The sequence below is a fragment of the Ruegeria sp. CDSB086 genome (assembly GCF_059611065.1).
Window position 1 is genome coordinate 106,812 of record NZ_JBXWOV010000009.1, and the last position, 22,245, is coordinate 129,056.

The 22,245-nt window shown below is 58.7% G+C and carries 22 protein-coding genes; 12 read left to right on the plus strand and 10 right to left on the minus strand.

All coding sequences use genetic code 11. The features are described from left to right. Window positions 1-22: 22 nt before the first annotated feature. The 4 genes from trxA to AC2FIO_RS18140 form a co-directional block, all read right to left on the minus strand. A complete protein-coding gene (gene trxA / locus AC2FIO_RS18125) occupies window positions 23-940 on the minus strand; it encodes a thioredoxin (protein WP_282170495.1) in 918 nt (305 codons plus the stop codon). Between the two features lie 76 nt (window positions 941-1,016). Next, a complete protein-coding gene (locus AC2FIO_RS18130) occupies window positions 1,017-1,805 on the minus strand; it encodes an exodeoxyribonuclease III (RefSeq protein ID WP_282152973.1) in 789 nt (262 codons plus the stop codon). Between the two features lie 192 nt (window positions 1,806-1,997). Further along, window positions 1,998-2,939: a hypothetical protein gene (locus tag AC2FIO_RS18135; RefSeq protein WP_496699398.1), complete on the minus strand. Its 942-nt coding sequence runs from the start codon at window positions 2,937-2,939 to the stop codon at window positions 1,998-2,000. 370 nt (window positions 2,940-3,309) lie between these two features. Further along, a complete protein-coding gene (locus tag AC2FIO_RS18140) occupies window positions 3,310-3,996 on the minus strand; it encodes a response regulator transcription factor (protein WP_058272567.1) in 687 nt (228 codons plus the stop codon). A 161-nt stretch (window positions 3,997-4,157) separates the two neighbouring features. On the opposite strand from AC2FIO_RS18140, the gene ribA reads away from it, so the two are divergent. Both ribA and AC2FIO_RS18150 read left to right on the plus strand, forming a co-directional pair. After that, a complete protein-coding gene (ribA, locus tag AC2FIO_RS18145) occupies window positions 4,158-5,252 on the plus strand; it encodes a GTP cyclohydrolase II (protein ID WP_282170497.1) in 1,095 nt (364 codons plus the stop codon). After that, entirely contained in the window at window positions 5,249-5,749 is a 501-nt protein-coding gene (locus AC2FIO_RS18150) for a L,D-transpeptidase family protein (protein ID WP_282120320.1), read from the plus strand. Before ribA ends, AC2FIO_RS18150 begins: the two co-directional genes overlap by 4 nt. Here AC2FIO_RS18150 and AC2FIO_RS18155 read toward each other — a convergent pair. After that, the gene (locus AC2FIO_RS18155) at window positions 5,733-6,392 is read right to left on the minus strand and encodes a YggS family pyridoxal phosphate-dependent enzyme (protein ID WP_109310663.1); all 660 of its coding nucleotides are present in this window, start codon (window positions 6,390-6,392) and stop codon (window positions 5,733-5,735) included. The genes AC2FIO_RS18150 and AC2FIO_RS18155 overlap by 17 nt on opposite strands. A 101-nt stretch (window positions 6,393-6,493) precedes the next feature. Beyond that, a complete protein-coding gene (locus AC2FIO_RS18160; RefSeq protein WP_282120321.1) occupies window positions 6,494-7,519 on the minus strand; it encodes a porin in 1,026 nt (341 codons plus the stop codon). A 283-nt stretch (window positions 7,520-7,802) separates the two neighbouring features. On the opposite strand from AC2FIO_RS18160, the gene AC2FIO_RS18165 reads away from it, so the two are divergent. The 4 genes from AC2FIO_RS18165 (at window position 7,803) to holA (ending at window position 12,419) form a co-directional block, all read left to right on the plus strand. Then, window positions 7,803-8,291 carry a DUF3576 domain-containing protein gene (locus AC2FIO_RS18165; protein WP_108861114.1) on the plus strand — a complete coding sequence of 163 codons (489 nt, stop codon included), beginning with the start codon at window positions 7,803-7,805 and terminating at the stop codon, window positions 8,289-8,291. Window positions 8,292-8,363: 72 nt separating this feature from the next. After that, on the plus strand, window positions 8,364-10,916 hold the full coding sequence (leuS, locus tag AC2FIO_RS18170) for a leucine--tRNA ligase (RefSeq protein WP_496699402.1): 2,553 nt from the start codon (window positions 8,364-8,366) through the stop codon (window positions 10,914-10,916). Then, entirely contained in the window at window positions 10,903-11,394 is a 492-nt protein-coding gene (gene lptE / locus AC2FIO_RS18175; RefSeq protein WP_496699404.1) for an LPS assembly lipoprotein LptE, read from the plus strand. Before leuS ends, lptE begins: the two co-directional genes overlap by 14 nt. Beyond that, window positions 11,391-12,419, plus strand: coding sequence for a DNA polymerase III subunit delta (gene holA / locus AC2FIO_RS18180; protein WP_496699406.1), 1,029 nt, complete (start codon window positions 11,391-11,393; stop codon window positions 12,417-12,419). Before lptE ends, holA begins: the two co-directional genes overlap by 4 nt. Here the strand turns inward: holA and AC2FIO_RS18185 are convergent. After that, window positions 12,416-13,600 carry a TIGR03862 family flavoprotein gene (locus AC2FIO_RS18185; RefSeq protein WP_282120325.1) on the minus strand — a complete coding sequence of 395 codons (1,185 nt, stop codon included), beginning with the start codon at window positions 13,598-13,600 and terminating at the stop codon, window positions 12,416-12,418. The genes holA and AC2FIO_RS18185 overlap by 4 nt on opposite strands. A gap of 48 nt (window positions 13,601-13,648) precedes the next feature. Here AC2FIO_RS18185 and AC2FIO_RS18190 point away from each other — a divergent pair, with 48 nt between their 5' ends. Continuing rightward, window positions 13,649-13,945, plus strand: a complete 297-nt coding sequence (locus AC2FIO_RS18190) for an HNH endonuclease (RefSeq protein ID WP_282120326.1) — start codon at window positions 13,649-13,651, stop codon at window positions 13,943-13,945. On the opposite strand, the gene AC2FIO_RS18195 is transcribed toward AC2FIO_RS18190, so the two are convergent. The 3 genes from AC2FIO_RS18195 to AC2FIO_RS18205 are packed head-to-tail and all read right to left on the minus strand — an operon-like array spanning window position 13,946 to window position 16,028. Next, window positions 13,946-14,683 (minus strand): VOC family protein, encoded by a 738-nt coding sequence (locus tag AC2FIO_RS18195; RefSeq protein WP_496699409.1) that lies wholly within the window; start codon window positions 14,681-14,683, stop codon window positions 13,946-13,948. It abuts the gene before it with no gap. Further along, window positions 14,680-15,288 (minus strand): enoyl-CoA hydratase/isomerase family protein, encoded by a 609-nt coding sequence (locus AC2FIO_RS18200; protein WP_496699411.1) that lies wholly within the window; start codon window positions 15,286-15,288, stop codon window positions 14,680-14,682. Before AC2FIO_RS18200 ends, AC2FIO_RS18195 begins: the two co-directional genes overlap by 4 nt. After that, window positions 15,285-16,028, minus strand: coding sequence for an SDR family oxidoreductase (locus AC2FIO_RS18205; RefSeq protein ID WP_496699413.1), 744 nt, complete (start codon window positions 16,026-16,028; stop codon window positions 15,285-15,287). Before AC2FIO_RS18205 ends, AC2FIO_RS18200 begins: the two co-directional genes overlap by 4 nt. A 138-nt stretch (window positions 16,029-16,166) precedes the next feature. On the opposite strand from AC2FIO_RS18205, the gene AC2FIO_RS18210 reads away from it, so the two are divergent. The 5 genes from AC2FIO_RS18210 to lpxK all read left to right on the plus strand — a co-directional run bounded on the left by AC2FIO_RS18210 (window position 16,167) and on the right by lpxK (window position 22,216). Further along, entirely contained in the window at window positions 16,167-17,690 is a 1,524-nt protein-coding gene (locus tag AC2FIO_RS18210) for a DUF2125 domain-containing protein (protein ID WP_496699415.1), read from the plus strand. Window positions 17,691-17,865: 175 nt separating this feature from the next. Next, window positions 17,866-19,212, plus strand: coding sequence for a TldD/PmbA family protein (locus AC2FIO_RS18215; RefSeq protein ID WP_496699417.1), 1,347 nt, complete (start codon window positions 17,866-17,868; stop codon window positions 19,210-19,212). Next, on the plus strand, window positions 19,199-19,999 hold the full coding sequence (locus AC2FIO_RS18220) for a 3'(2'),5'-bisphosphate nucleotidase CysQ (protein ID WP_496699419.1): 801 nt from the start codon (window positions 19,199-19,201) through the stop codon (window positions 19,997-19,999). Before AC2FIO_RS18215 ends, AC2FIO_RS18220 begins: the two co-directional genes overlap by 14 nt. Beyond that, window positions 19,996-21,231, plus strand: coding sequence for a 3-deoxy-D-manno-octulosonic acid transferase (locus AC2FIO_RS18225; RefSeq protein WP_496699421.1), 1,236 nt, complete (start codon window positions 19,996-19,998; stop codon window positions 21,229-21,231). The genes AC2FIO_RS18220 and AC2FIO_RS18225 overlap by 4 nt, the downstream gene beginning before the upstream one ends. After that, window positions 21,218-22,216, plus strand: a complete 999-nt coding sequence (lpxK, locus tag AC2FIO_RS18230) for a tetraacyldisaccharide 4'-kinase (RefSeq protein WP_496699423.1) — start codon at window positions 21,218-21,220, stop codon at window positions 22,214-22,216. Before AC2FIO_RS18225 ends, lpxK begins: the two co-directional genes overlap by 14 nt. Window positions 22,217-22,245 lie beyond the last annotated feature (29 nt).

The window sequence follows — 22,245 nt, forward strand, 5'->3', positions numbered from 1 at the left end:
CGAGTGTAGCCCTGATCAGGAATTAGGCAAATATCATCGAGCTGAGCTTGCGCCGCCCGTTCAGAACAATCGGATCATTGGGCTTCAGCGCGTCAAAAATGGTGAACAGTTGCGCCTTTGCGGCACCGTCATCCCACTCGCGGTCGCGGCGGAACAGTTCCAACAATTGCGTAACAGCCTCTTCAACTTCACCACTGGCGTGCAGCGCCTGTGCAAGATCGAACCGCGCCTGATGGTTGTCGGCATCTGCCTCGACCGCTGCTTTCAGCTCACCCACGGGACCTGCATCAGCCGCTTGTTTCGCCAGCTCAAGCTGGGCATGGGCTGCTTCAACCTCGGCCGAGGTTGAAATCTCTGCGGGTGCGCCATTCAAAATGGCCTCGGCTTGCTCCAGATCACCGGCTGCAATATGGGCACGTACCAGGCCGCCATAGGCTGCAGCGTGGTTCGGGTCTTCCCCCAGAATGGCGGAAAAGGTCTGCGCGGCGTCGACGGCTGCACCTTCGGCTAGCATTTCTTCAGCGGCCAGAACTGCGTCATCCAACTGACCGCCGGGGCTTTCACCACCGGCGGCCTCAATCACTCGGTCCACAAACGCCTTGATCTCGGACCCTGGAACGGCACCCTGAAACCCATCGACCGGCTGGCCTTTGTAGAACGCGTACACTGTCGGGATCGACTGAACGCGCATTTGCGAGGCGATCATCTGCGCCTCATCCACGTTGATCTTGACCATCTTCACCGCGCCTTTGGCGGCTGTCACGGCCTCTTCCAGCAATGGGCCAAGGGTTTTGCACGGGCCACACCAGGGCGCCCAAAAATCCACGATGACGGGGGTTTCCTGCGAGGCCTCGACGACATCGGCCATAAAGGTGGCCTCGGATCCGTCCTTGATCAGATCGGCGGTATCGGGTCCGGCTGCGGCGTTCAGAAGGTCCATGGCATTCACTCTTTCGTTCGAATTTGGCCCCTATATGCAACTGCAAAGGGCAGAAACCAAGGGGAGAGTTGCAGGGTCAAAGGTCGAATGTCGCAAAGACTGGTGCGTGGTCGCTGGGTTTTTCCCACCCTCGCGCATCGCGCAGAACGCGGCTGGAGTGCCCCGCGTTCGAGATATCCTGCGTGGCCCAGACATGGTCCAGACGCCGCCCCTTGTCGGCTGCGTCCCAATCGCGGGCCCGGTAGGACCACCAACTGTATAGCTGCCCGTCGGGGATGTCCTGACGGGTAATGTCCACCCATCCGCCTGCGTCCTGCGTTTCGGCCAGCGCCTCAACCTCGATCGGCGTGTGTGAGACAACCTTGAGAAGTTGCTTATGCGACCAGACGTCATCCTCGCGCGGGGCGATATTCAGATCGCCAACCAGAATGGACTTTTCGGGCTTTTCGGCATGGAACCAGTCGCGCATATCTGTGAGGTAGTCGAGCTTCTGCCCAAACTTCTCGTTCTTTTCTCGGTCTGGGATGTCGCCACCGGCCGGGACATAGAAGTTGTGAATGGTGACACCGTTTTCCAATCGCCCAGCGATGTGGCGCGCGTGGCCGAGACCTGCAAAATCCTTGTCACCGACTTCTTCCATCGGCAGGCGCGAAAGGATGGCGACGCCGTTATACCCCTTCTGGCCCCTCGCAACCATGTGGGTGTACCCCAGTTCGGCAAATCCGTCGGTTGGGATCTTCTCAACCGGCGACTTGCACTCCTGCAAACACAATACATCGGGAGCCTCTTCCTGCAGTAATTTCAGCACGATAGGCTCGCGCAGGCGGACCGAGTTGATGTTCCAGGTGGCAAGAGTAAAGGGCATGGGGGATTCCTCTGTCGCGGTTGGGCGGAGGTTAGCGTGGGTTGGAGTGGGGTGCCATTGGAAAAGAGGCCCAAAAGCAGTTATGCGGACAATGCTGTCGTTCGCTCGAAGAAAATGAACGACCGCTCGTGAAGGTAACACATTTTAGGGTTGTTCAAACGATCCTATCCAGTGGATCGAAATGCAAACACCCTATTGCAACTTCGGAAGCGGTCGGCGGCGCGCCGCGTCTACAGCCTGATCTAGAAAGCGAATGTAGTTCGCCATGGAGTCGAGGTGATCCTCCATCGGGGGGCCACACTTCCATAGTTCGGTGAACGCGCCATTGGTGAAGGCGCTGCAATCCCAACCACGCAAAGAGAATTGAATCAGCTGTTTGAAATGGAGCGTATTCAAGCCTTCATCCTCCGCAAAGCTGACGGTTTGCATGTCGCACCTGTCATTACAGAACAGCACGACATAACGGCCCTGAAACATACGGGATTTTGACAAGTAAACACGGCGCTGGCTCTCAAGTGAGCTGTGGTCAATAATATCGAAATCTTGCGAAGCGGGACGCAAGAACGCGCGCAGCGAGGCATAGGTGGGTTTGGAGTCACCCTTCCAAAACCGCGCCGGGCCCAAAACTTCAAGAAAGACGTTATTGCGGTTAGGTTCTTCAGACCCAAACTGCCCTCTGTAGAAAATAATGTAATCTTCCCATCTGGTAAAGGGCATGGTGGGTTCTGCACAACGGACAAAATAGGAGGTCGCGCGACGATCCAAGGCTGCCCCACGGAGCACCTTACCGTCCAAGTATTCGGTTTCATCAAAGCTATCAGTCGTTAACCGACAGGTGTCTCCCGGAAACGGCTGGGCATAGTGGATTAGGCTTAGGGTCTCCTGCCCGATGTTCTTGACGATGTATCCTTCAGGTACGTCATCGCAGTCGTACTGCGTGCAGAAGTCTGTCCATTCCTCGGCTTTCGTGCGGAGTTTCTCTGCCCGCTCAGCCTCGACCCTCTCACTGTGCGTCGGAGCGGTAAACACCAAATACGCAAAATAGCCAATCCAAACCACCGCGATGAGAATTGCCACGGCGGTAGACGCGACTACTGCGGAAAGGAGGTAGCGAAAGAAGCGTTTCAGAATCATAGAGTTTCGGCCCAGAACCAAATCGTTGACAGCTTGTGTCAGCATTCGGGCGAAACTTTGGCCCATTTCCGGGTCACGGGGGTCACTTTCCCAGTGTGGCTAGCAGGACTTTCTAACGACCTTCGAACCAAAGCTATCGGTGTGAGTTTTGGCAAGCAGAGATAACTAAAGCCGACATTGGAACTATGCTCGGGATTGAGCACTTTGGGCTCAAAGCCGGCATCCATCCCCAGCCCAACAAAAAAGGCCGGGCCATAAGGCCCGGCAGTCCAACAGGGAGGTGCATGTCATAACCCGGACATGCGCGGGTTGGGAGTACTCTAATTACACATCCAGAGTATCACTTTGATCCACGTCAATCCACCCGGAGTTACGAGACCAAGCGATATCCGCCCGATTCTGTGACCAAAAGGCGCGCGTTCGATGGGTCGGGTTCGATCTTTTGGCGCAGACGATAGATGTGGGTTTCCAGCGTATGTGTGGTGACACCGGCGTTATAGCCCCAGACCTCGTGCAGCAGAACGTCGCGGGCGACCACGCCATCTGCCGAGCGGTACAGGAACTTGAGAATGTTGGTTTCTTTCTCGGTCAGGCGGATCTTGCGATCCTCTTCGGTGATCAACATCTTCATCGCCGGCTTAAAGGTATACGGCCCCAGCACAAAGACCGCGTCTTCGGATTGTTCATGCTGGCGCAACTGCGCGCGGATACGGGCCAGTAGGACCGGAAATTTGAACGGCTTAGAGACGTAATCATTGGCACCGGCATCCAAACCCAGAATGGTATCTGCGTCGCTGTCATGGCCGGTCAGCATCAGGATCGGGCTTTTGACGCCTTGTTTGCGCATCAGACGGCACAGCTCACGACCGTCCGTATCCGGCAGACCGACGTCCAGAATGACCAGATCGTAAATCGCCTCGCGTGCGCGCTCCATGGCGGATTGACCGTCTGCCGCTTCGAACACGTCGAAATCCTCGGTCATCACGAGTTGCTCGCTGAGCGCCTCGCGCAGATCTTCATCGTCATCCACCAGCAGGATTTTCTTGAGCTGAGCCATGTCCGGTCCTCCTAAGCCTTTTCCACCATTTGCGTGCGGAAGATGCAATCAACAAGATTTACTGCAATGGTCTCACGCCCTCGTGTCTGACGCAGAGGAATTGTTTCACTTTTTCTTCTGTTCGGGTTAGACGAAGACCAACACGTTATAGGGTAACATAGATGAGTCTTATCCCCGATATCTCGGAATTGCTGGCACGGGCCCGCGCGGATCTGCGTATGGGCGTTCCCGTCGTATTGACTGATGACAGCGGGTTCAGCGTCATAGCGATAGCGTCCGAGACATTAAGCGCACAACGGCTGGCCGACCTTCGGAACTTCGAAGGTCAGCCTGTGGTCGCGATCACCGTAAGACGCGCAGAAACGCTGAAGGCACGCGCCTATGATGGCGACCTCGCACGGGTAATCATCCCATCGGACACCGACATCGCATGGGTTCAGGCGGTCGCCGATCCCTCGGATGATCTAAATACCCCGATGAAAGGCCCTCTGATGTCCGAGCGTCAGGGTAGCGCAAACCTGCACCGAATTGCCATCGCTTTGACGAAGTCCGCACGCCTCTTGCCGGCCGCCGTGGTGGTTCCAATTGATGACGGTCGCGATTTTGCGGTGGCACATGGCCTGACCTGCATCGACCATACCCGCGCTGCGCCGCATCTGGCAGATCGAAGCACCCTGCACGCGATTGCCGCCGCGCGCCTGCCGATGGAAGTGTCCGAGGCCGGTCGGCTGCACGTTTTCCGCCCCGAAGATGGCGGAGAAGAGCATTATGCCGTGGAAATTGGGCGTCCGGACCGAAGCAAACCTGTGCTGGCCCGTTTGCATTCGGCCTGTTTCACAGGCGACTTGATGGGCAGCTTGAAATGCGATTGCGGGCCGCAGCTGCGTGGTGCGCTTGCCCAGATGGGGTCCGAGGGCGCAGGCGTGTTGCTGTACCTCAATCAAGAAGGACGCGGCATCGGCCTTGCCAACAAAATGCGGGCCTATTTCCTACAGGATCAGGGTTTTGACACGGTCGAGGCCAATCACCGATTGGGGTTCGAAGACGATGAACGTGATTTCCGACTAGGCTCGGACATTCTGAAAGAACTTGGTTTTTCGTCGGTTCGGTTGCTGACAAACAACCCGGCGAAAATCGCGATGATGGAAAAGACAGGCATCGCGGTGACCGAAAGAGTACCGCTGAAAGTGGGTGAAACAGCCCACAACCGGGGGTATCTGGCCACCAAGGCAGCGAAATCAGGCCATTTGCTGTGACCCCGGACGATCTGGTTCTTACGCCACGGGGCATAAGGTTTGCCGGGCGCCTCTTTCCTTGTTCGATCGGAAAAGGCGGCCTGACGGATGACAAGCACGAAGGCGATGGGGCAACGCCAATCGGTGTGCATCACATAGTCGGTATGCTGTTTCGACCAGATAGAATTGCAGCTCCGTCCTCATGGGCCATCCCAATAGGCCCCGGCGATCTTTGGTCTGATGACAGCGCGGACAGCCAGTACAATCAGATGGTCAGCGCGCCCTATGCCCCCAGCCACGAAAAGCTGCGGCGCGCGGACCCCCTGTACGATCTTGTTCTGATCACCGACTGGAACTGGCCGAACTCTGTGTCAGGCCGGGGATCAGCCATTTTCCTTCACCAGTGGAGACGCCCCGGCTACCCGACCGAAGGCTGTGTCGCTTTTCGCCGCGACCATCTGCATTGGATCGCGCGTAGAATTTCCCCCGGAACGCGTCTGATTATCCCGCAGGTTTGACCCTCTCGCCAAAGATCGCGGACCCCACGCGCACATGGGTGGCCCCCAACGCGATCGCCTGCTCGAAGTCACCGCTCATCCCCATCGAGAGCCCTTCTAAACCGTTGCGTTCGGCGATCTTGGCCAGCAACGCAAAATGCAGCGAGGGTTCCTCTTCAACCGGCGGGATTGCCATCAGACCCTGAACCGGCAAATCCAGTTCGCGGCACTCGGCGATGAAGGCGTCCGCATCAACCGGCATGATCCCTGCTTTTTGCTCTTCTTCTCCGGTATTGACCTGAATGAACAGATCCGGGCAGTGGCCAACCTCTTGCGCCAACCGTGCCAGCGTTTTGGCAAGCTTGGGCCGATCCACCGAGTGAATCGCGTTGAACAGTTCAATTGCCTGCCGGGCCTTGTTGGTTTGCAGCGGTCCGATCAGATGCAGGTCTATCCCTGAGAATTGCTCCTTAAAGCCCGGCCACTTTTCGGCCGCTTCCTGCACGCGGTTTTCCCCAAAACAGCGGTGGCCTTGGCTCAGCACAGCCTCAACACGTTCATTCGGCTGGACCTTTGAAACCGCGATCAGCTTTGTCGAACCCGCAAGTCGTCCGGCGGCGGATTCGGCCTTGGCGATGCGGGCAGTGATGTCGTGCAGCGACATGGATTTCCTCTCTCTGCTTTGGGGCAGGAAAACACCAAGTCCGCGCAAAAGAAAAGGGCAGGTCCGAAGACCTGCCCTTAAACTTTGTGGTTTAGCTCAACTTAGAAGTTGAACTGAGCACCGAAGTCGGCACGTACACGGCTGTCGCCGTCGCCGCGCTTCTCTTGGCCGAGACCACCGCGCAGCGATGCACCGCCGCCCAGGTCGTACTTAACGCCGATACCATACTGCTGCAGGTCGTCGTCCGCCGAACCGTCACCGTAAGCAGCGGTCAGAGTGGTTGCCGCGCCCAGGTTGTAGGCCAGCGACAGACCGTATGCGGTGCCGTTGCGATCGTCGTTTACAACGTCATCGTCAGCTACAAACAGAGTACCCGAGAAGTCACCGAATTCTGCACCCAGGGTCAGAACGGTCAGCGACTGCTTTTCGCTCGCGCTGTTCACGTTCGCCTTGGTCTGACCATAGGCCAGTGCAGCGGTGATGTTGTTGAAGTTGTAAGTTGCGCTGATGTCCCAGCGGTCTGCGTCCTGCGCAACACCGTCAAAAGCAATAGTTGCTTGGTCATATGACGCGCCGAATGCGAAATCGCCAACTGCGTACTGGAAGAACACAGCGTTCGAACCCGAACCGGTCGACGAGTAAGCCAGGAAGCTATAGTCAACGCCCGAGTACTGACCGATGAAGGCTTCCAGGCCAGGCTCGTTACCGTAGTAGTTTGCCAGGTTGTCGAAGGAACCCGCAACGTTGCCGGCGTCAACACGCAGACCACCGTAGATGACCGAGAAGCGTGCGCCGTTCAGGCCAGCGCTGTTCTGCTCACCGTTGCCGGCGTTTTCGTCAGCCTGCAGACGAACACGAGCCGAGAACTCAACGCCGCCATCGGTTTCTGCGGTGCCGTCGATGTTCAGACGGAAACGCGAGACCAGGATGGTGCTGTCGGTTTCGACGGTCGAGGTGCCATCAGCGATGATGTCGCCGTTTGCATCTGTGGTGAAGTTGTTAACAGTACCGGTACGATCTTCGTAGTAGCCAATACCAAAACGGCCATAGCCGCTGAATTTAACGTCGGCCGCTGCAACACTTGCGGTTGCGATCAGAGCGGTCGATGCGAAGAGAACTTTTTTCATCTTGTTTCCCTCGGTTTCAAAAGTTTTTCTACTCGACACATGCCTCAGCACATGTCTCAGCACGGGAACCGTTTCGCTCGAATTACCCCCTTCACGCAAGCTTGCCTTAAATGTGAAGGGTGCATTGGCCCCAAATTGGTGCAAGGATGCCACAGTCGATAATCGGGGGCTAATCTGCCGTCCACACTGACATGAGTAACAAGAATAGGGTTGTTGCTGAACTGGACCTTGTCTAGGAGTAACACGTAATAAAGTAGACCAAGTGAAACAGGACCAGTCGACAATGCGCCTGCAGACGATTTTCGGTTTGATCATAATGACTGCTGCCGTGTCGGCCTGCGGACAGAATCAGAGTGCGGCTCCGAATCCCGCGTTGCTGTATACAGATAGCACACGCACGGAAGAACGAGAGCTGAACGATCCAGAACGCACGACAATCTGGGACGTGTTCAACCGCGGGAATGCTGAACAGATCGTCAATGTGAACCGGTATTTGTGGGCGGCCTCACTGGATGTGCTGAATTTCCTCCCAATTCAGGAAGTTGATCCATTTACCGGCGTGATCGTAACAGGTTACGGCACGCCTCCTGGTGGCGGACGCTCTTATCGCGCGACCGTGCATATAAGTGACCCGGCCCTGGCGGCGCGGTCCCTTTCGGTAGCACTGCAAAGCAGCGGAGGCGCTCCGGTCAGCGCTGCAACGGCCCGGGCGGTCGAGGATGCGATCCTGAATCGCGCACGCCAGTTGCGCATTGCGGACAACAAACTCTAGCCACCCGCTGAAAATCACAATATTACCACGCCGGGTTCACGCCCGGCGTTTTCATTCACGAAGGACCGCACAATGTCGCGCTACTCGGCCACCGAAATCGAAGCAAAATGGCAAGAGGCCTGGGACAAGGCCGGGATCTTCACCGCCGACCATAAGGCGGACAAGCCGAAATATTATGTGCTTGAGATGTTCCCCTACCCGTCAGGGCGAATCCATATGGGGCATGTGCGCAACTATACGATGGGCGACGTCATTGCGCGTCACAAGCTCGCGACGGGGCATAACGTGCTGCACCCGATGGGCTGGGATGCCTTCGGGATGCCCGCAGAGAACGCCGCCATGGCCATTGGCGGCCACCCGAAAGACTGGACCTATAGCAACATCGCCGACATGCGCGGACAGATGAAGCCACTGGGCCTGTCGATTGACTGGTCCCGCGAATTCGCCACCTGTGACCCCGAATATTATGGCCAGCAGCAGGCTCTGTTCCTCGATATGCTCGATACTGGGTTGGTTTACCGCAAGAACGCCGTGGTGAACTGGGACCCGGTCGACATGACCGTTCTGGCCAATGAACAGGTGGAAAATGGACGTGGCTGGCGCTCAGGCGCACTGGTAGAACGGCGCGAGCTGACACAGTGGTTCTTCAAAATCTCGGACTATTCCGAAGAATTGCTGGATGCGCTTGATACGCTGGAGAACTGGCCTGCCAAAGTGCGGCTGATGCAGGAAAACTGGATCGGCAAGTCGCGCGGCCTGCAATTTGGCTTCGAACGTACTGATGGTGGTGAGCCCATCACCGTCTATACGACTCGGCCCGATACGCTGTTGGGCGCGTCCTTTGTTGGTATTTCGCCGGATCACCCGATTGCCAAGCAGCTTGAGGCCGAAAACCCCGAAGTTGCTGAGTTTGTTGCCGAATGCCGCAAGGGTGGCACCACGGAAGAGGCCATCGAGACGGCCGAAAAGCTGGGTTGCGACACCGGCATTCGCGTGCGTCACCCGCTGGACCCGAACTGGGAACTGCCGGTCTGGATCGCCAACTTCATCCTGATGGATTACGGAACTGGCGCGATCTTTGCCTGCCCCGCGCATGACCAGCGCGACCTTGATTTCTGCCGCAAGTATGGCCTGCCGGTCATCGACACCTTCTTTGCACTGGGTGACAATACGACGGTCGACAAGATCGCTTTTGTGCCGCCGAAAACTGAAAAAGTCCGCTGGGTGGACCACTTCGCAGGCCTGACCGAGGCCACGGGGGATGAGGCGATCAACGCCACCGTCGATTTCGCGGAAAAAGCAGGTTGGGGTGAAGGCGTCACCAAATATCGCCTACGCGATTGGGGGCTCAGCCGTCAACGCTATTGGGGTTGCCCGATTCCGGTCGTGCATTGCGACAAATGTGGCACCGTGCCCGAGAAGAAAGAGAATCTGCCGATCGAATTGCCTTACGACGATGGCAACGGCAAACCCATCGACTTCTCGATCCCCGGCAACCCGCTGGACCGCCATGCCAATTGGCGTGACACCCCTTGCCCGTCTTGCGGCGCGCCTGCCAAACGTGAAACGGATACGATGGATACGTTTGTCGATTCGTCGTGGTATTTCGCCCGTTTCACCGCGCCACGCGCTGACACACCCACCGATCTGGCCGAGGCCGAATACTGGATGAATGTCGACCAGTATATCGGCGGTATCGAGCACGCGATTCTGCACCTGCTCTATTCGCGCTTCTTCGCGCGGGCGATGAACATCACGGGTCACCTGCCTAAGAAAGCCATCGAGCCGTTCAATGCGTTGTTCACGCAGGGCATGGTCACGCATGAGATCTATCAGACACGCGACGCCAATGGCCGTCCGGTTTATCACCTGCCCGAAGATGTGACCGACGGAAAACTGGCCGACGGCACCGAGGTTGAGATTATCCCCTCGGCCAAGATGTCGAAATCAAAGAAAAACGTAGTCGACCCGGTCAGCATCATCTCGGCCTTCGGCGCGGATACTGCGCGTTGGTTCGTCCTGTCCGATTCGCCGCCTGAACGGGATGTGGAATGGACCGCATCCGGGGCCGAGGCTGCGTTCAAGCACCTCAGCCGTGTGCATCGGATCGCCTCGGAAATCGCCGAATCGGATGTTCCGGCCAATGCCGAGGATGAAACCCTGCTGCGCGAGATGCACAAAGCCATCCATGACGTCACAGGCGGAGTCGAATCTTTCGGCTTCAACGCCTCAATCGCCAAGCTTTATGCTTTCACCAACACCCTGGCCAAATCCAAGGCGGGCACCGCAGCCAAACGCGAGGCCGCCAAAACGCTGGCACAGCTGATGTCGCCGATGACCCCGCACCTGTCCGAGGAGCTTTGGCAGCTGCTGGGTGGCGAAGGGCTGGTTGCCACGGCATCATGGCCGGTTGCGGATGCAGCTATGCTGGTGGACGACACCGTCACCCTGCCGATCCAGATCAACGGCAAGCGCCGCGCGGAAATCAGCGTGGCCAAAGATATGCCCAAGGACGAGGTTGAAAAAGTCGCGCTGAGCACCGAAGCTGTGCAAAAGGCGCTAGATGGCGCCACACCCAAGAAAGTAATCGTTGTACCGGGCCGGATTGTGAATGTCGTCGTTTAACCGCAGAACCTTGTTGCTGATGCCCTTGGCCCTTGCCGCCTGCGGGTTTGAACCTGTGTACGCTCCGGGCGGATCGGGCTCGGCCCTTTTTGGCCGCGTAGAAGTGTCGGCACCAAACACGGTCACCAGCTTTCTTCTGGTCGAAGATCTGGAACAAAAGCTAGGCCGTAGCGCAACATCCGGCAGTGAATACAGTCTGGACGTTTCCGTCGTGACCCAGACGGTGGCGGCATCGATCACCTCAACGAACGAAACCAACCGTCTTATCATCAACGGGACCGCCAACTATTCGCTTAGATCGAAAGCGACGGGGCAAGTTCTTGCGTCGGGCTCGGTGACGGACTTCGTGGGGTATTCGGCTGCCGGTTCCACCGTATCCACCCTGGCTGATGAGCGGGATGCAACGCAGCGCCTGATGGTGATTCTGTCCGATCAGATCATCAGTCGGCTGTACGCCACGCCGGGCCTGTCCGTATGAAGCTGAGCCCGCGCGAGGCCGAGGGATATTTCTCGAGACCCGACGCGGACAAGGCCGGGCTGTTGATCTACGGTGCGGATGCGATGCGCGTGGCGCTAAAGCGGCAACAGGTTTTGGCCGCTCTGCTGGGCGCCAATGCAGAAGAAGAGATGCGGTTGACCCGCCTGCCCGGAAGCGATCTGCGTGGCGATCCGGCCTTGTTGCTGGACGCGGTCAAGGCGGTCGGGTTCTTTCCCGGGCCACGCGCTGTATTCGTCGAAGACACAACCGACACGGCCGCCCCAGCAATCCTTGCCGCGCTGGAAGATTGGGTGGCTGGCGATGCCCAGATCATCGTCACCGCCGGGCAGCTCAAGGCCAGCTCCAAGATTCGCAAAGCGTTCGAATCGCACCGCTCGGCCTATGCGGTAGGTATCTATGACGACCCACCATCCCGGGCCGAAGTCGAACGAATACTTTCTGAGGCCGGTTTGCAAAACATCCCGCGCGATTCGATGGCCGCGATTGCTGAGCTGGCAACCGGTATAAGCCCCGGTGACTTTACCCAAACGATTGAGAAACTGTCGCTTTACAAGCGCGGTGACAGTTCCGAGCTGACCATTGAAGACGTCGAAGCCTGCGCGCCCCGCTCGACCGAGGCCGCACTGGATGATGTGCTGAACGTGGTTGCCGATGGTCGCGCGGGTGAAATCGGCCCGCTGATCCGACGTTTGCAATCACAGGGAACCAATGCGGTCAGCCTGTGCATCGGCGCGACAAGGCACTTCCGCACTTTGTACGCCTGCGCATCCGATCCGGGCGGAGCAGCACAGGGCATCGGAAAGCTGCGCCCCCCGGTTTATGGGAAACGGCGCGACCGCATTCTGCGTCAGGCCCAAGGGTGGGGTGCGCCAAAATTGCAAACTGCGTTGACGGTTCTGACAGATACGGACCTGTCGCTGCGCTCGGCCGGGCAAACGGCACCGGCCATGGCATTGGTCGAACGTGCCATGATCCGTTTGGCGATGCTGGCGCGGACCCGCTAACCGCTTTGATCCAACCAATATGCCGCCGAACGCCCAGCCCAACGGCCGGTCGCTAGGCAGGCTGTCAGAAGGTACCCCCCGGTCGGGGCCTCCCAATCCAGCATCTCGCCCGCGCAAAACACTCCGGGACATGCAGTAAGCATGAGCCCCTCATTAAGCGCCGAACGTGGCACACCTCCTGCTGTGGAGATGGCCTCGTCCATCGGGCGCAGGCCCGAGTGTCTGATCTGCAGATGCTTGATCACGCTTACGTCTAGCGATGGAAACTGGCCATCGCGCTTGGACATTTCATGAAACAGGGCGACCTTTTGCGGAGACAGGTGCAGAGATTTCTTCAGCCACTGCGAAAAGGTCGTTTTCGATTTCTTTGACGCAAAACGACTTCGCAACGTATCGGCATCCAAATCCGGAACCAAATCGACAAAAAGCGGTGCTCTGTCACGCAAGGCCGGGGTCAGTGAGTACAATCCACCCCCTTCCAACCCTTTCGCCGAAACCGCAGCCTCGCCGCGACTTTCCAACTCTCCGGCCCTCCATCGCACCGATTTCAAAGCCGCGCCAAAATGCGGCTGCATATGGGGGCTCCATTCCACGGAAATGGCTGAGTTTGCGGGTGCGAAAGGTGTGAGGGGCACGCCTTTACCCGTCAGCACCGATGCCCATGCGCCGTCTGATCCCAACCGCGACCAGCTTGCCCCGCCCAGCGCAAGAACGGTCACATCGGGGAATAGCTTCTGCCTGCCATCATCCGTGTCGAATACGGCTTGGGCACCGTCCCAACCAAACCACCGCCAGCGTGTTCTGACCTGAACGCCAGCCTCTGCCAGCCGTGCCAGCCACGCCCGCAACAGCGGAGAGGCCTTCATCGATGTCGGAAACACCCGCCCGGTCGAGCCTGTGAACAGCTCTTGCCCCAACCCTTGCGCCCATGTTTGCACGTCCGAGGCATCAAATTCGGCAATCATTGGTCGCAACCAGGTCGCAGCCTCACCATAGGATCCCAGCAAAGTCTCAAGCGGCTCGTCCTTGGTCAAATTCAGCCCGGACTTCCCGGCCATCAGGAATTTTCGCGCCACCGAAGGCTTGGCCTCGGCCACAACAACAGAATGCCCGGCTTTGGCCATTTCCTCGGCCACCATCAGGCCTGCGGGTCCGCCGCCGATCACCAGTGCCTTTGCCATCCCTGCCCTCTTGCCTTTCGCGCCACCTGACGCAACCTTACCCTCGTCATGACGAACCGCGATCCGACCTGCCCGCTCTGCAACCGCCCGATCCCGGACGGGGGCGGAAGCCTGCACCATCTGATCCCAAAACTCAAAGGGGGCAAGGGCGGACCCACCGTCCTGCTGCACCAGATCTGCCATAAAGAGGTGCATGCGACCCTGACCGAGGCGGAATTGGCCCGTGAATTCAACAGCGTCGAGGCCCTGCGCGCCCATCCGAGGTTGGAGAAATTCCTGAATTGGGTTCGCAAACGCCCGCCCGGCTTTCGCTCGAAAGTTCCGGGCAAGCGTCGAGGTCGTTGATCAGCCGGGATTAACCGGGTCGCCAAACGCGTCCCGCGTCGGCGCGGCAAGCCCCTGAAACTCCAACCCGCGATAATCGGGTACATTGGCAAACCTGACGCCTTTGACGTGTTGGAACTCCAACGTTGTGTAGGGGCGTTTCCACAGCCATTCGCGATTTCCTACTGACCAAGGGTCTGGATTTGGCGGAGCCTCGTCGGTGAACGCGTAAAAATGCAGATCAAAGCCGTATTGCCCAATGTCCTGCATCGAAAGCAGGCGCATGCCCTTGCCCCGGCAGAATTCATCCTCGGCTTCTATATTTCCGGTGCGCAGGGTGATCTGGCCGATACAAGCCTGCGCAAACGGATCGCTCGGATCTGCTGCGTTTAGCGGCCGGTTGCCTTCGAAATCATGCTGAAGCAGCTCGATCACGAACCCTTCTGGGTCTTTGAGATGGCACATATACCCGATGTTCAGAAACTGCTTCGGGTCCGAAACCTCAATTCCCTTTTCGCGCAGGAAAGCGGCCGCCAGATCGACATCCGGAACGGTGATGCCGATCTTCCAATAGCGTTGTCCTGTGTCATGGGTGTATCCGCCGCCGCCAGGCATCAGCAGCAAATCGGCGTCCTGCCCCGGATAGCCGATGCGCAGGCTCACCCCCTGGGCCTGAACCGGCATCCCAAGGACATCCGTATAGAATTTGCCCAGTTGTTCAGGATCGGCGACGCGTAGTCGCAAGCCAGACAGCCTCATCCGCACAGCCCGGCAATACCGGCAGCGATCTTGGGGTCGGCGGCGGTGCTATCAGCGACCAGTTCACGCGCTGTCTGCATCAGCGCATCCGGTGCCACCACCCGGTCCACCAGACCAAAGGTATAAGCCTCATCCGCGGTGATCTTTTGCCCGGCCATCAGGATCATCTTGGTGCGGGATGGTCCGATCAGGGCTGACATGCGGGCGGGATCAGACGGTTGCGGTAAAAACCCCAGTTTCATCACGGGATAGAAGAACTTGGCGGACGGGACTGCAATTCGAATATCGCAGGCCAGCACCATACCGTTCGCTCCCCCAGCCAGGGTTCCATTCAACGCGGCGACCGTCAGGCATGGCAGGGCGGCGATTGCGCCCGACAAACGCTCCCATACATCCGAAGTTGCAAGCCCCGCGCGTGCCTCAGCCAGATCCGCCCCGGCACTGAACACACTGCCCGTCCCGGTCAGGATCAACGCGCGTGCCTCAGTGGCGGCTTCGGCAATTTCGGCCAGCTCAGTCAGCATCGCCCCGGTCAGCGCGTTGGCTTTGCCGGGGTTGTTCAACGTAACAATCCACAAACCGTCTTCTTTGTTTAGTTCGATCACGTCAGCCCAACCCTTTGTCGAATATCTTCACGCCGCAACGAGATTTCGGATCCCAAAAATTCATCCGCATCGGACGTGCACATCCACAGCAGCGCTTTGGCTGGCCAATCGGCGGGAATATGATCGCTCCAATCCAACTGGCTGACGGCGTTGATACCGCTTGTCTTGATTACCCGCTGCATATCCGTCGCCACGGTGCCCGGGGACAGACCCATGGCGCGGATACCGTGCAACGATTCCTCAAGATGGAGGCATTCCGTCAGCATTTTTGCACCAGCCTTGGAGGCACAATAGTGGCTCCATGCCTCAACCGGGTTCGAGGCCGCGCCTGATGATACGGTCAGCACGGTGCCTCCACCTGCTGCGCGCATGATGGGCAGGGCAGCGCGCATTCCGTAGAACACACCCTTGAGATTTATGTCTATCGCCTTGTCCCAGGCCGCGACATCCGCGTTCGAAAGATGGAAGATCGGGTCAATAACACCGGCATTCCCGATCAGAACATCCAAACCACCAAAGCGGTCGACGCAATCTGCCACAGCCTGTTCAACCTGCGCAAAATCACTGACGTCACATTCCAGTGCGATTGCGTTTTCGCCCAGCGCAGTTGCCAATGCGGCGATCTGATCGCGGCTACGCGCGAGCAGCGCCACGTTCGCACCTGCTGCGGCAAAAAGGCGCCCTGCCTCTGCTCCGATGCCGCGGCTGGCCCCAGTTATCAGTACGGTTTTCCCCTGCATTTGGTTCCTATACCTCCAACGGTTTGAATTTGTGTGAATGCTTACCGCGCGAAGGGGGAAAGGGTCCAGCCCTTGCCCCTTGACGCCCGACGTCACAAGCACGACGATGCCGGCAAAATTATCTAGAAGGGTACTGTAATGTCCGTTTTCCTTCGCCGCAGTTGCGGTGCTGTATTGGCATATGCCGTTATCACACAAGGCGCACTTGCCGACCTGACCTCGCAGGATGTCTGGAATGATTGGAAAACCTATCTGGGTCAGATGGGGTACACCGTTTCGGGCGACGAAACCGTTTCAGGCAATGTAACTACGATTGCCGACATGGCTGTTTCGATGGACCTGCCGGAAGAGGATGCAACCTTCCAGATGGTCGTTCCGGAAATGAGCCTGACGGAAAACGGCGACGGCACGGTCAGCATCGATTTCCCTGACACTTATGTGATGACCGTGTCCGGCCAGGGAGATGGCGAGGAATTCTCGGTCGATATCAACTATTCTGAGACCGGAATGAACCTGGTCGTTTCAGGCTCGCCCGACGAAATGACCTACGACTATTCGGCCGACACGATAGGTATCAAGCTGGATGGTCTGAATGTGGACGGCGAAAAGATGCCCGCTGATGCGCTCGCGCTCAGCTTAAACATGACAGATCTGGCTGGCAGCTCGGTCATGAAAATCGGCGAAAACCGTGACATTGATCAGAAGTTCACCGCGGGTGGGATGACCTATGATATGGCGTTCCAGGACCCGGACAGCGGCGACACGGCTAGGGTTGACGGCTCGATGAGCCAGCTGGCGTTTGAGGGCACAAACGTTATCCCATCCGAATTCGACATCTCGGACCCGCAGGCCTTCTATGAGGCGGGCTTCTCGTTCTCGGGGCTGTTCACCTACGGATCCGGCCAGAACGCGATTGCAGGCACCAGCGAAGGCGAGGCATTCTCGGTCGGAAGCGAGTCTCAGGGTGGCAAATTTGGCGCCAGCATCGACGCAGAGCGTCTTGCCTATGACATCGAGCAGAACAGCGCGAAAGTCGCAGTGACGACGGCCGACCTGCCTTTCCCGATCGAAATCGCGATGGAGAATGCCGGGTTCAAGTTTGAAATTCCGGTGCAGAAATCCGAGGAAATCCAACCGTTTGGGTTCGCCATGAACCTGACCGACTTCACCATGTCGGATATTCTGTGGAGCATGTTCGACCCAGCAGGCGCACTGCCGCGCGACCCGGCGACGATTGCGCTGGACACGACCGGGACCGCCAAGGTTCTGTTGAACATCTTTGATCCTACCGCAGTCGAAAACCTGGATACATCTGACGCAGCACCGGGCGAATTACACTCGCTGAAGATCAACGAACTGCTGGTGTCTCTGGTCGGAGCCAAGCTGACCGGTGAAGGCGATTTCACCTTCGACAACTCCAACGTCTCAGAGTTCGACGGAATGCCCACGCCGACCGGCGTTGCCAAGCTGAAACTGAATGGTGCCAACGCCCTGATCGACAAGTTGATCGAGATGGGGCTGGTGTCGGACAGCGATGCAATGGGCGCTCGGATGATGATGGGTCTGATGGCCGTACCGGGTGACGAGCCCGACACGCTGAATTCGGAAATCGAATTCACTGCGGATGGTCAGATTCTGGCGAACGGCCAGCGTATCAAGTAACACTTCGGGAAGGCGGCACCGCTGCCTTCCCAATCCTTCGCCCGTGGTGCGAACTCCGGCACCGGGCGCATCGTGGCGAATTCCATTTCAATAGTTTGCTCAACCTAAAATAGCCGCAGGCCTTGCGAGACCGGCGGTCCAAGGCTAGGTCGAATGCACACAGACCGGAGGCCTCATGACCCGCACACCCGAAGAAATCAGCCATAATCTGCTGGACGCGGCCCGCAAAGCCGGGGCCGAAGCGGCGGATGCCATCGTTCTGGATGGCTCATCGGTATCGGTTGAAGTCCGCGGTGGCGCGCTGGAGCACGCCGAACGGTCCGAAGGCACCGACCTGGGACTGCGTGTGTTTCTAGGCAAGCGGCAGGCGATCGTCTCAAGTTCGGACAGTCGCCCCGAAACGCTGACGGCGATGGCGCAACGTGCAGTGGCCATGGCAAACGAAGCTCCGGAAGATCCTTTTACAGGGTTGGCCACGCCCGACCAGCTTGCAAAAGACTGGGATATCGCGGCGCTGGAACAATTCGACCCGACGCCGGAACCGTCGGCGGATACGCTTTTGCAGGATGCACTGGCTGCCGAAGCTGCCGCTTTGGCCATAGAAGGCGTGTCCCAAGTATCAGACGCCGCGGCCGCTTATGGCACCCACCGCGTGCATCTGGCTGCCACAAATGGCTTTTCCGGCGGGTATTCCCGCAGCAGCCGCTCGACCTCTTGCGTTGCTATCTCGGGCCAAGGCACAGGGATGGAACGCGACTACGACGGCGACAGCCGCACATTCCAGAGTGACCTGCGCAGCCCTGATGAGATTGGCCGCTCGGCAGGTGAACGCGCCGTTGCGCTGATTGGGGCACAAAAACCCGCGACAGGCACATTCCCTGTCCTGTTCGACGAGCGGATTTCGTCTTCGCTGATCGGTCATCTTTTGGCCGCCAGCAACGGCGCCGCCATTGCCCGTGGTGCGTCATGGCTGAAGGACAGCCTGGGAGAGCAGGTCCTGCCTGAACACCTGTCACTGATCGAAGACCCGCATCGCCCGCGTATCTCGGGCTCTCGCCCCTTTGACGCCGAAGGTTTGCCAACACAGCGAAGGGCCGTTGTTGAAAACGGAGTACTGACCGGGTGGACCCTGGATTTGGCCAGCGCACGAAAACTGGGCATGACCTCGACCGGGAATGCGGCGCGTGGCGTGTCCGGCCCCCCGTCGCCCAGCAACTGGAACCTGAGCCTGACCCAAGGCACGCACAGCCGGGACGATCTGCTGCGTGACATGGGAACCGGCCTGCTGGTGACCTCGATGATCGGATCGACGATCAACCCCAATACCGGCGACTACTCACGTGGGGCATCAGGCTTTTGGGTCGAAAACGGGGAAATCACCCATCCCGTCAACGAATGTACGATCGCTGGCAATCTGCGTGACATGCTGAAACGGATTATTCCGGCAAATGACGCACGTACGTACTTGTCCCGCGTGGTGCCATCGATCCTGATCGAAGGAATGACACTTGCCGGCACCTGACCTGCAACTGCTGATTGACGCCGCATTAGAGGCCGGAAAGATCGCCACTCGGTTTTCGGGGACAACGGCGCAACGCTGGGATAAACCCGACGGGGCCGGCCCGGTGACCGAAGCTGATCTTGCCGTGAACGAGATGCTTGAGCAAATGCTGCCCGCAGCGCGTCCGGGGTATGGCTGGTTGAGCGAGGAAACCGAGGATTCAACTGACAGGCTATCGAAAGACCGTGTTTTCATCATTGATCCCATCGACGGCACCCGCAGCTTTGCCGAAGGCTCGCGGACCTGGGCCCACTCATTGGCTATCGCCGAACAGGGCGAAGTGACGGCCGCTGTGATCTACCTGCCTTTGCGAAACCTGCTTTATGCCGCAGCAAAAGGTCAGGATGCTACGCTCAACGCCGAAAAGATTCGGGTCAGCGAACTCGGTGTGTTAGAAAGCGCCGAGGTGTTGGCCGCGAAACCCAACATGCAGCCGCAACACTGGCGTCAGGGGCAGGTACCCGAGTTCAAACGGAACTACAGGCCATCTCTGGCCTATCGCATGGCCCTTGTTGCACAGGGACGATTTGACGGGATGATGACCCTCAGGCCCAGTTGGGAATGGGACATCGCCGCCGGTGATCTGATTATACGCGAAGCCCTCGGCCGGTGTTCGGACCGCGCGGGGCTGCCTCTGCGGTTCAACAATGAAACTCCGCGTCTGAACGGTGTGATCGCTGCGGGTTCAGGTGTTTATGGGCTACTGTCGGAACAACTCGAACCGGAAAGCCCTGGAATCGCACCATGAGCAAGCCACGCTCGTTAAGCCTTGCCGCCTATCGCGTGCTGTCCTGGGGTATGCAGAATACCGCCAGCAACGGCGATATTGCGCGCCCCGAGGGCGAGGTTCTGTGGTTGCACATAAATGCGTGGGAACGTCACCGCGCTATTGTTGATTTTTGCCAGCGGTTGCAGCAGACGCGCCCCAATCTGTCGGTGGTTCTGACCGCGCCACCCGATGCAGATCTGACAAGGTGGGCCAGCAGCGGATACCCTTTGGTCAACCTGCCCGCCGAACAAACCGGGGCTGCGCGCGCGTTTCTGGACCATTGGCGTCCGGATATCGGAATATGGGTCGGGGGCGGCCTGATGCCTAACGTGATCACGCGCGCCGAGGAACGCGGGATTCCCCTGATGTTGATCGAAGCACAGGCGGACGTGAAAATCGCACGGGGCGGCCGTTGGTTACCCGATATCACAAGATACACGATTGACTGTTTTCAGACGATCCTGTGCACGACACCGGAAATCGCCCGTCAAATTCGGCGGCTAGGCGTCGCTTCGAACAAGGTGCAAGAGGCACCGCCCCTTCATATCAGCCCCAATCCGCGCCCATGGCCCGAGGACGAGCTGATCGAGGTGAACCATGCGCTGTCTGGCCGACCGGTCTGGTTAGCGGCGTGGGTCCAGGACAAAGAATTCATCTCGGTCCTCAGCGCCCATAGACAGGCAATGCGCATGCTGCCGCGTTTGGCGTTGGTATTGCAAGTGGCCGATGTTGCCGAAGCCGGACCGCTGCATCGGCGGCTTGAAGCGATGGATCTGCGTTGCACCAACTGGGATGAAAGCGGGACGATCGAGGATATGACACAGGTGATCCTCTCCGCCGTGCCCGAGGATCTGGGTCTTTGGCAGCGGGTATCGCCCGTTACCTTCATGGGCAGCTCTCTGGAACGCGGCGCCGGGGGGGCGGACCCGCTGATCGCCACGGCGCTGGGCTCTGCTTTGATCCACGGACCATTTGTGCACAGCCAACAACAGCTTTACGATCAGCTCGACAGGGCGGGGGCCGCGCGCACAGTCAGGTCCGCCACCGAGCTGGGCGATGCAGTGGTCGAGCTGTTGGCGCCGGATCAGGCCGCCAATATGGCACTGGCCGGGTGGCAGATCGTAACCGAAGGTGCGCCTCAGGCGGATCACCTGATCGACATGATTCAGGACTACCTGGACCAGCGGAGTGCAGACGATGCGAGCACCTGATTTCTGGAAAACCGCGCCAGATCGGCTGGACCTGCGCGCTCGAATGCTGGCACCGCTTGGGCGGCTCTATGCTGGCGCTACGGCGCGTCGGGTCGCCTCGGAACCCGGCATTAACCCGGGTATTCCTGTCATTTGTATTGGCAACCTGAACGCGGGCGGCACCGGCAAGACCCCGACTGTGATCTGGGTAATCGAGCAATTGCGCGATGCCTGGCATGAGACACATGTGGTCACGCGCGGCCATGGCGGCTCGCTCGAAGGACCGGTGCGCGTGGACCCCGGCAAGCATACCGCGGCGCAGGTCGGGGATGAGCCCCTGTTGCTGGCGGCTTTTGCCGATGTCTGGGTCGCCAAAGACCGCGCTGCTGGAGCAAAGGCAGCCGCCGCGGCGGGTGCCACAGTCGTCGTGCTGGACGACGGGTTTCAAAACCCCTCGGTTGCGAAGGATTTCTCGGTCATTGTGGTGGACGCATCGCGCGGATTTGGAAATGGGCTGTGCTTGCCGGCTGGCCCCCTGAGGGAACCGGTGGAAGTCGGATTACGGCGCGCTGATCTGGTGCTGTCCCTTGGCGAAGCTGATTCCCAAATCGAGTTTGCCGAACGTTGGGGAAAAAAACTGTCCGTCCCACATACGACCGGCGCGGTTGAGCCGCTGCAAACCGGCATGGATTGGAGCGATACGCCCGTTCTTGCCTTTGCAGGCATCGGACACCCCGAGAAGTTCTTCGCCACTTTGCGCCAACAAGGCGCGACCTTGCTGCGAGCCGAAGCGCTGGATGACCACCAGCCGCTGACACCCGCCTTGATGACTCGTCTTGAAAACGAAGCCCGCTTGTTGCGCGCGCAAATGGTCACCACGGAAAAAGACGCCGTTCGCCTGCCCGCTGCGTTTCGCAGCAAGGTCATCACGCTTCCGGTTCGTTTGAAGGTCGATGAGGCAGACAAGGTCAGGCAGATGCTTTTGCAGGTCGCACCGTCGCCCTGAAGGACGACCGGCCCGGATTGAGCCGGTCG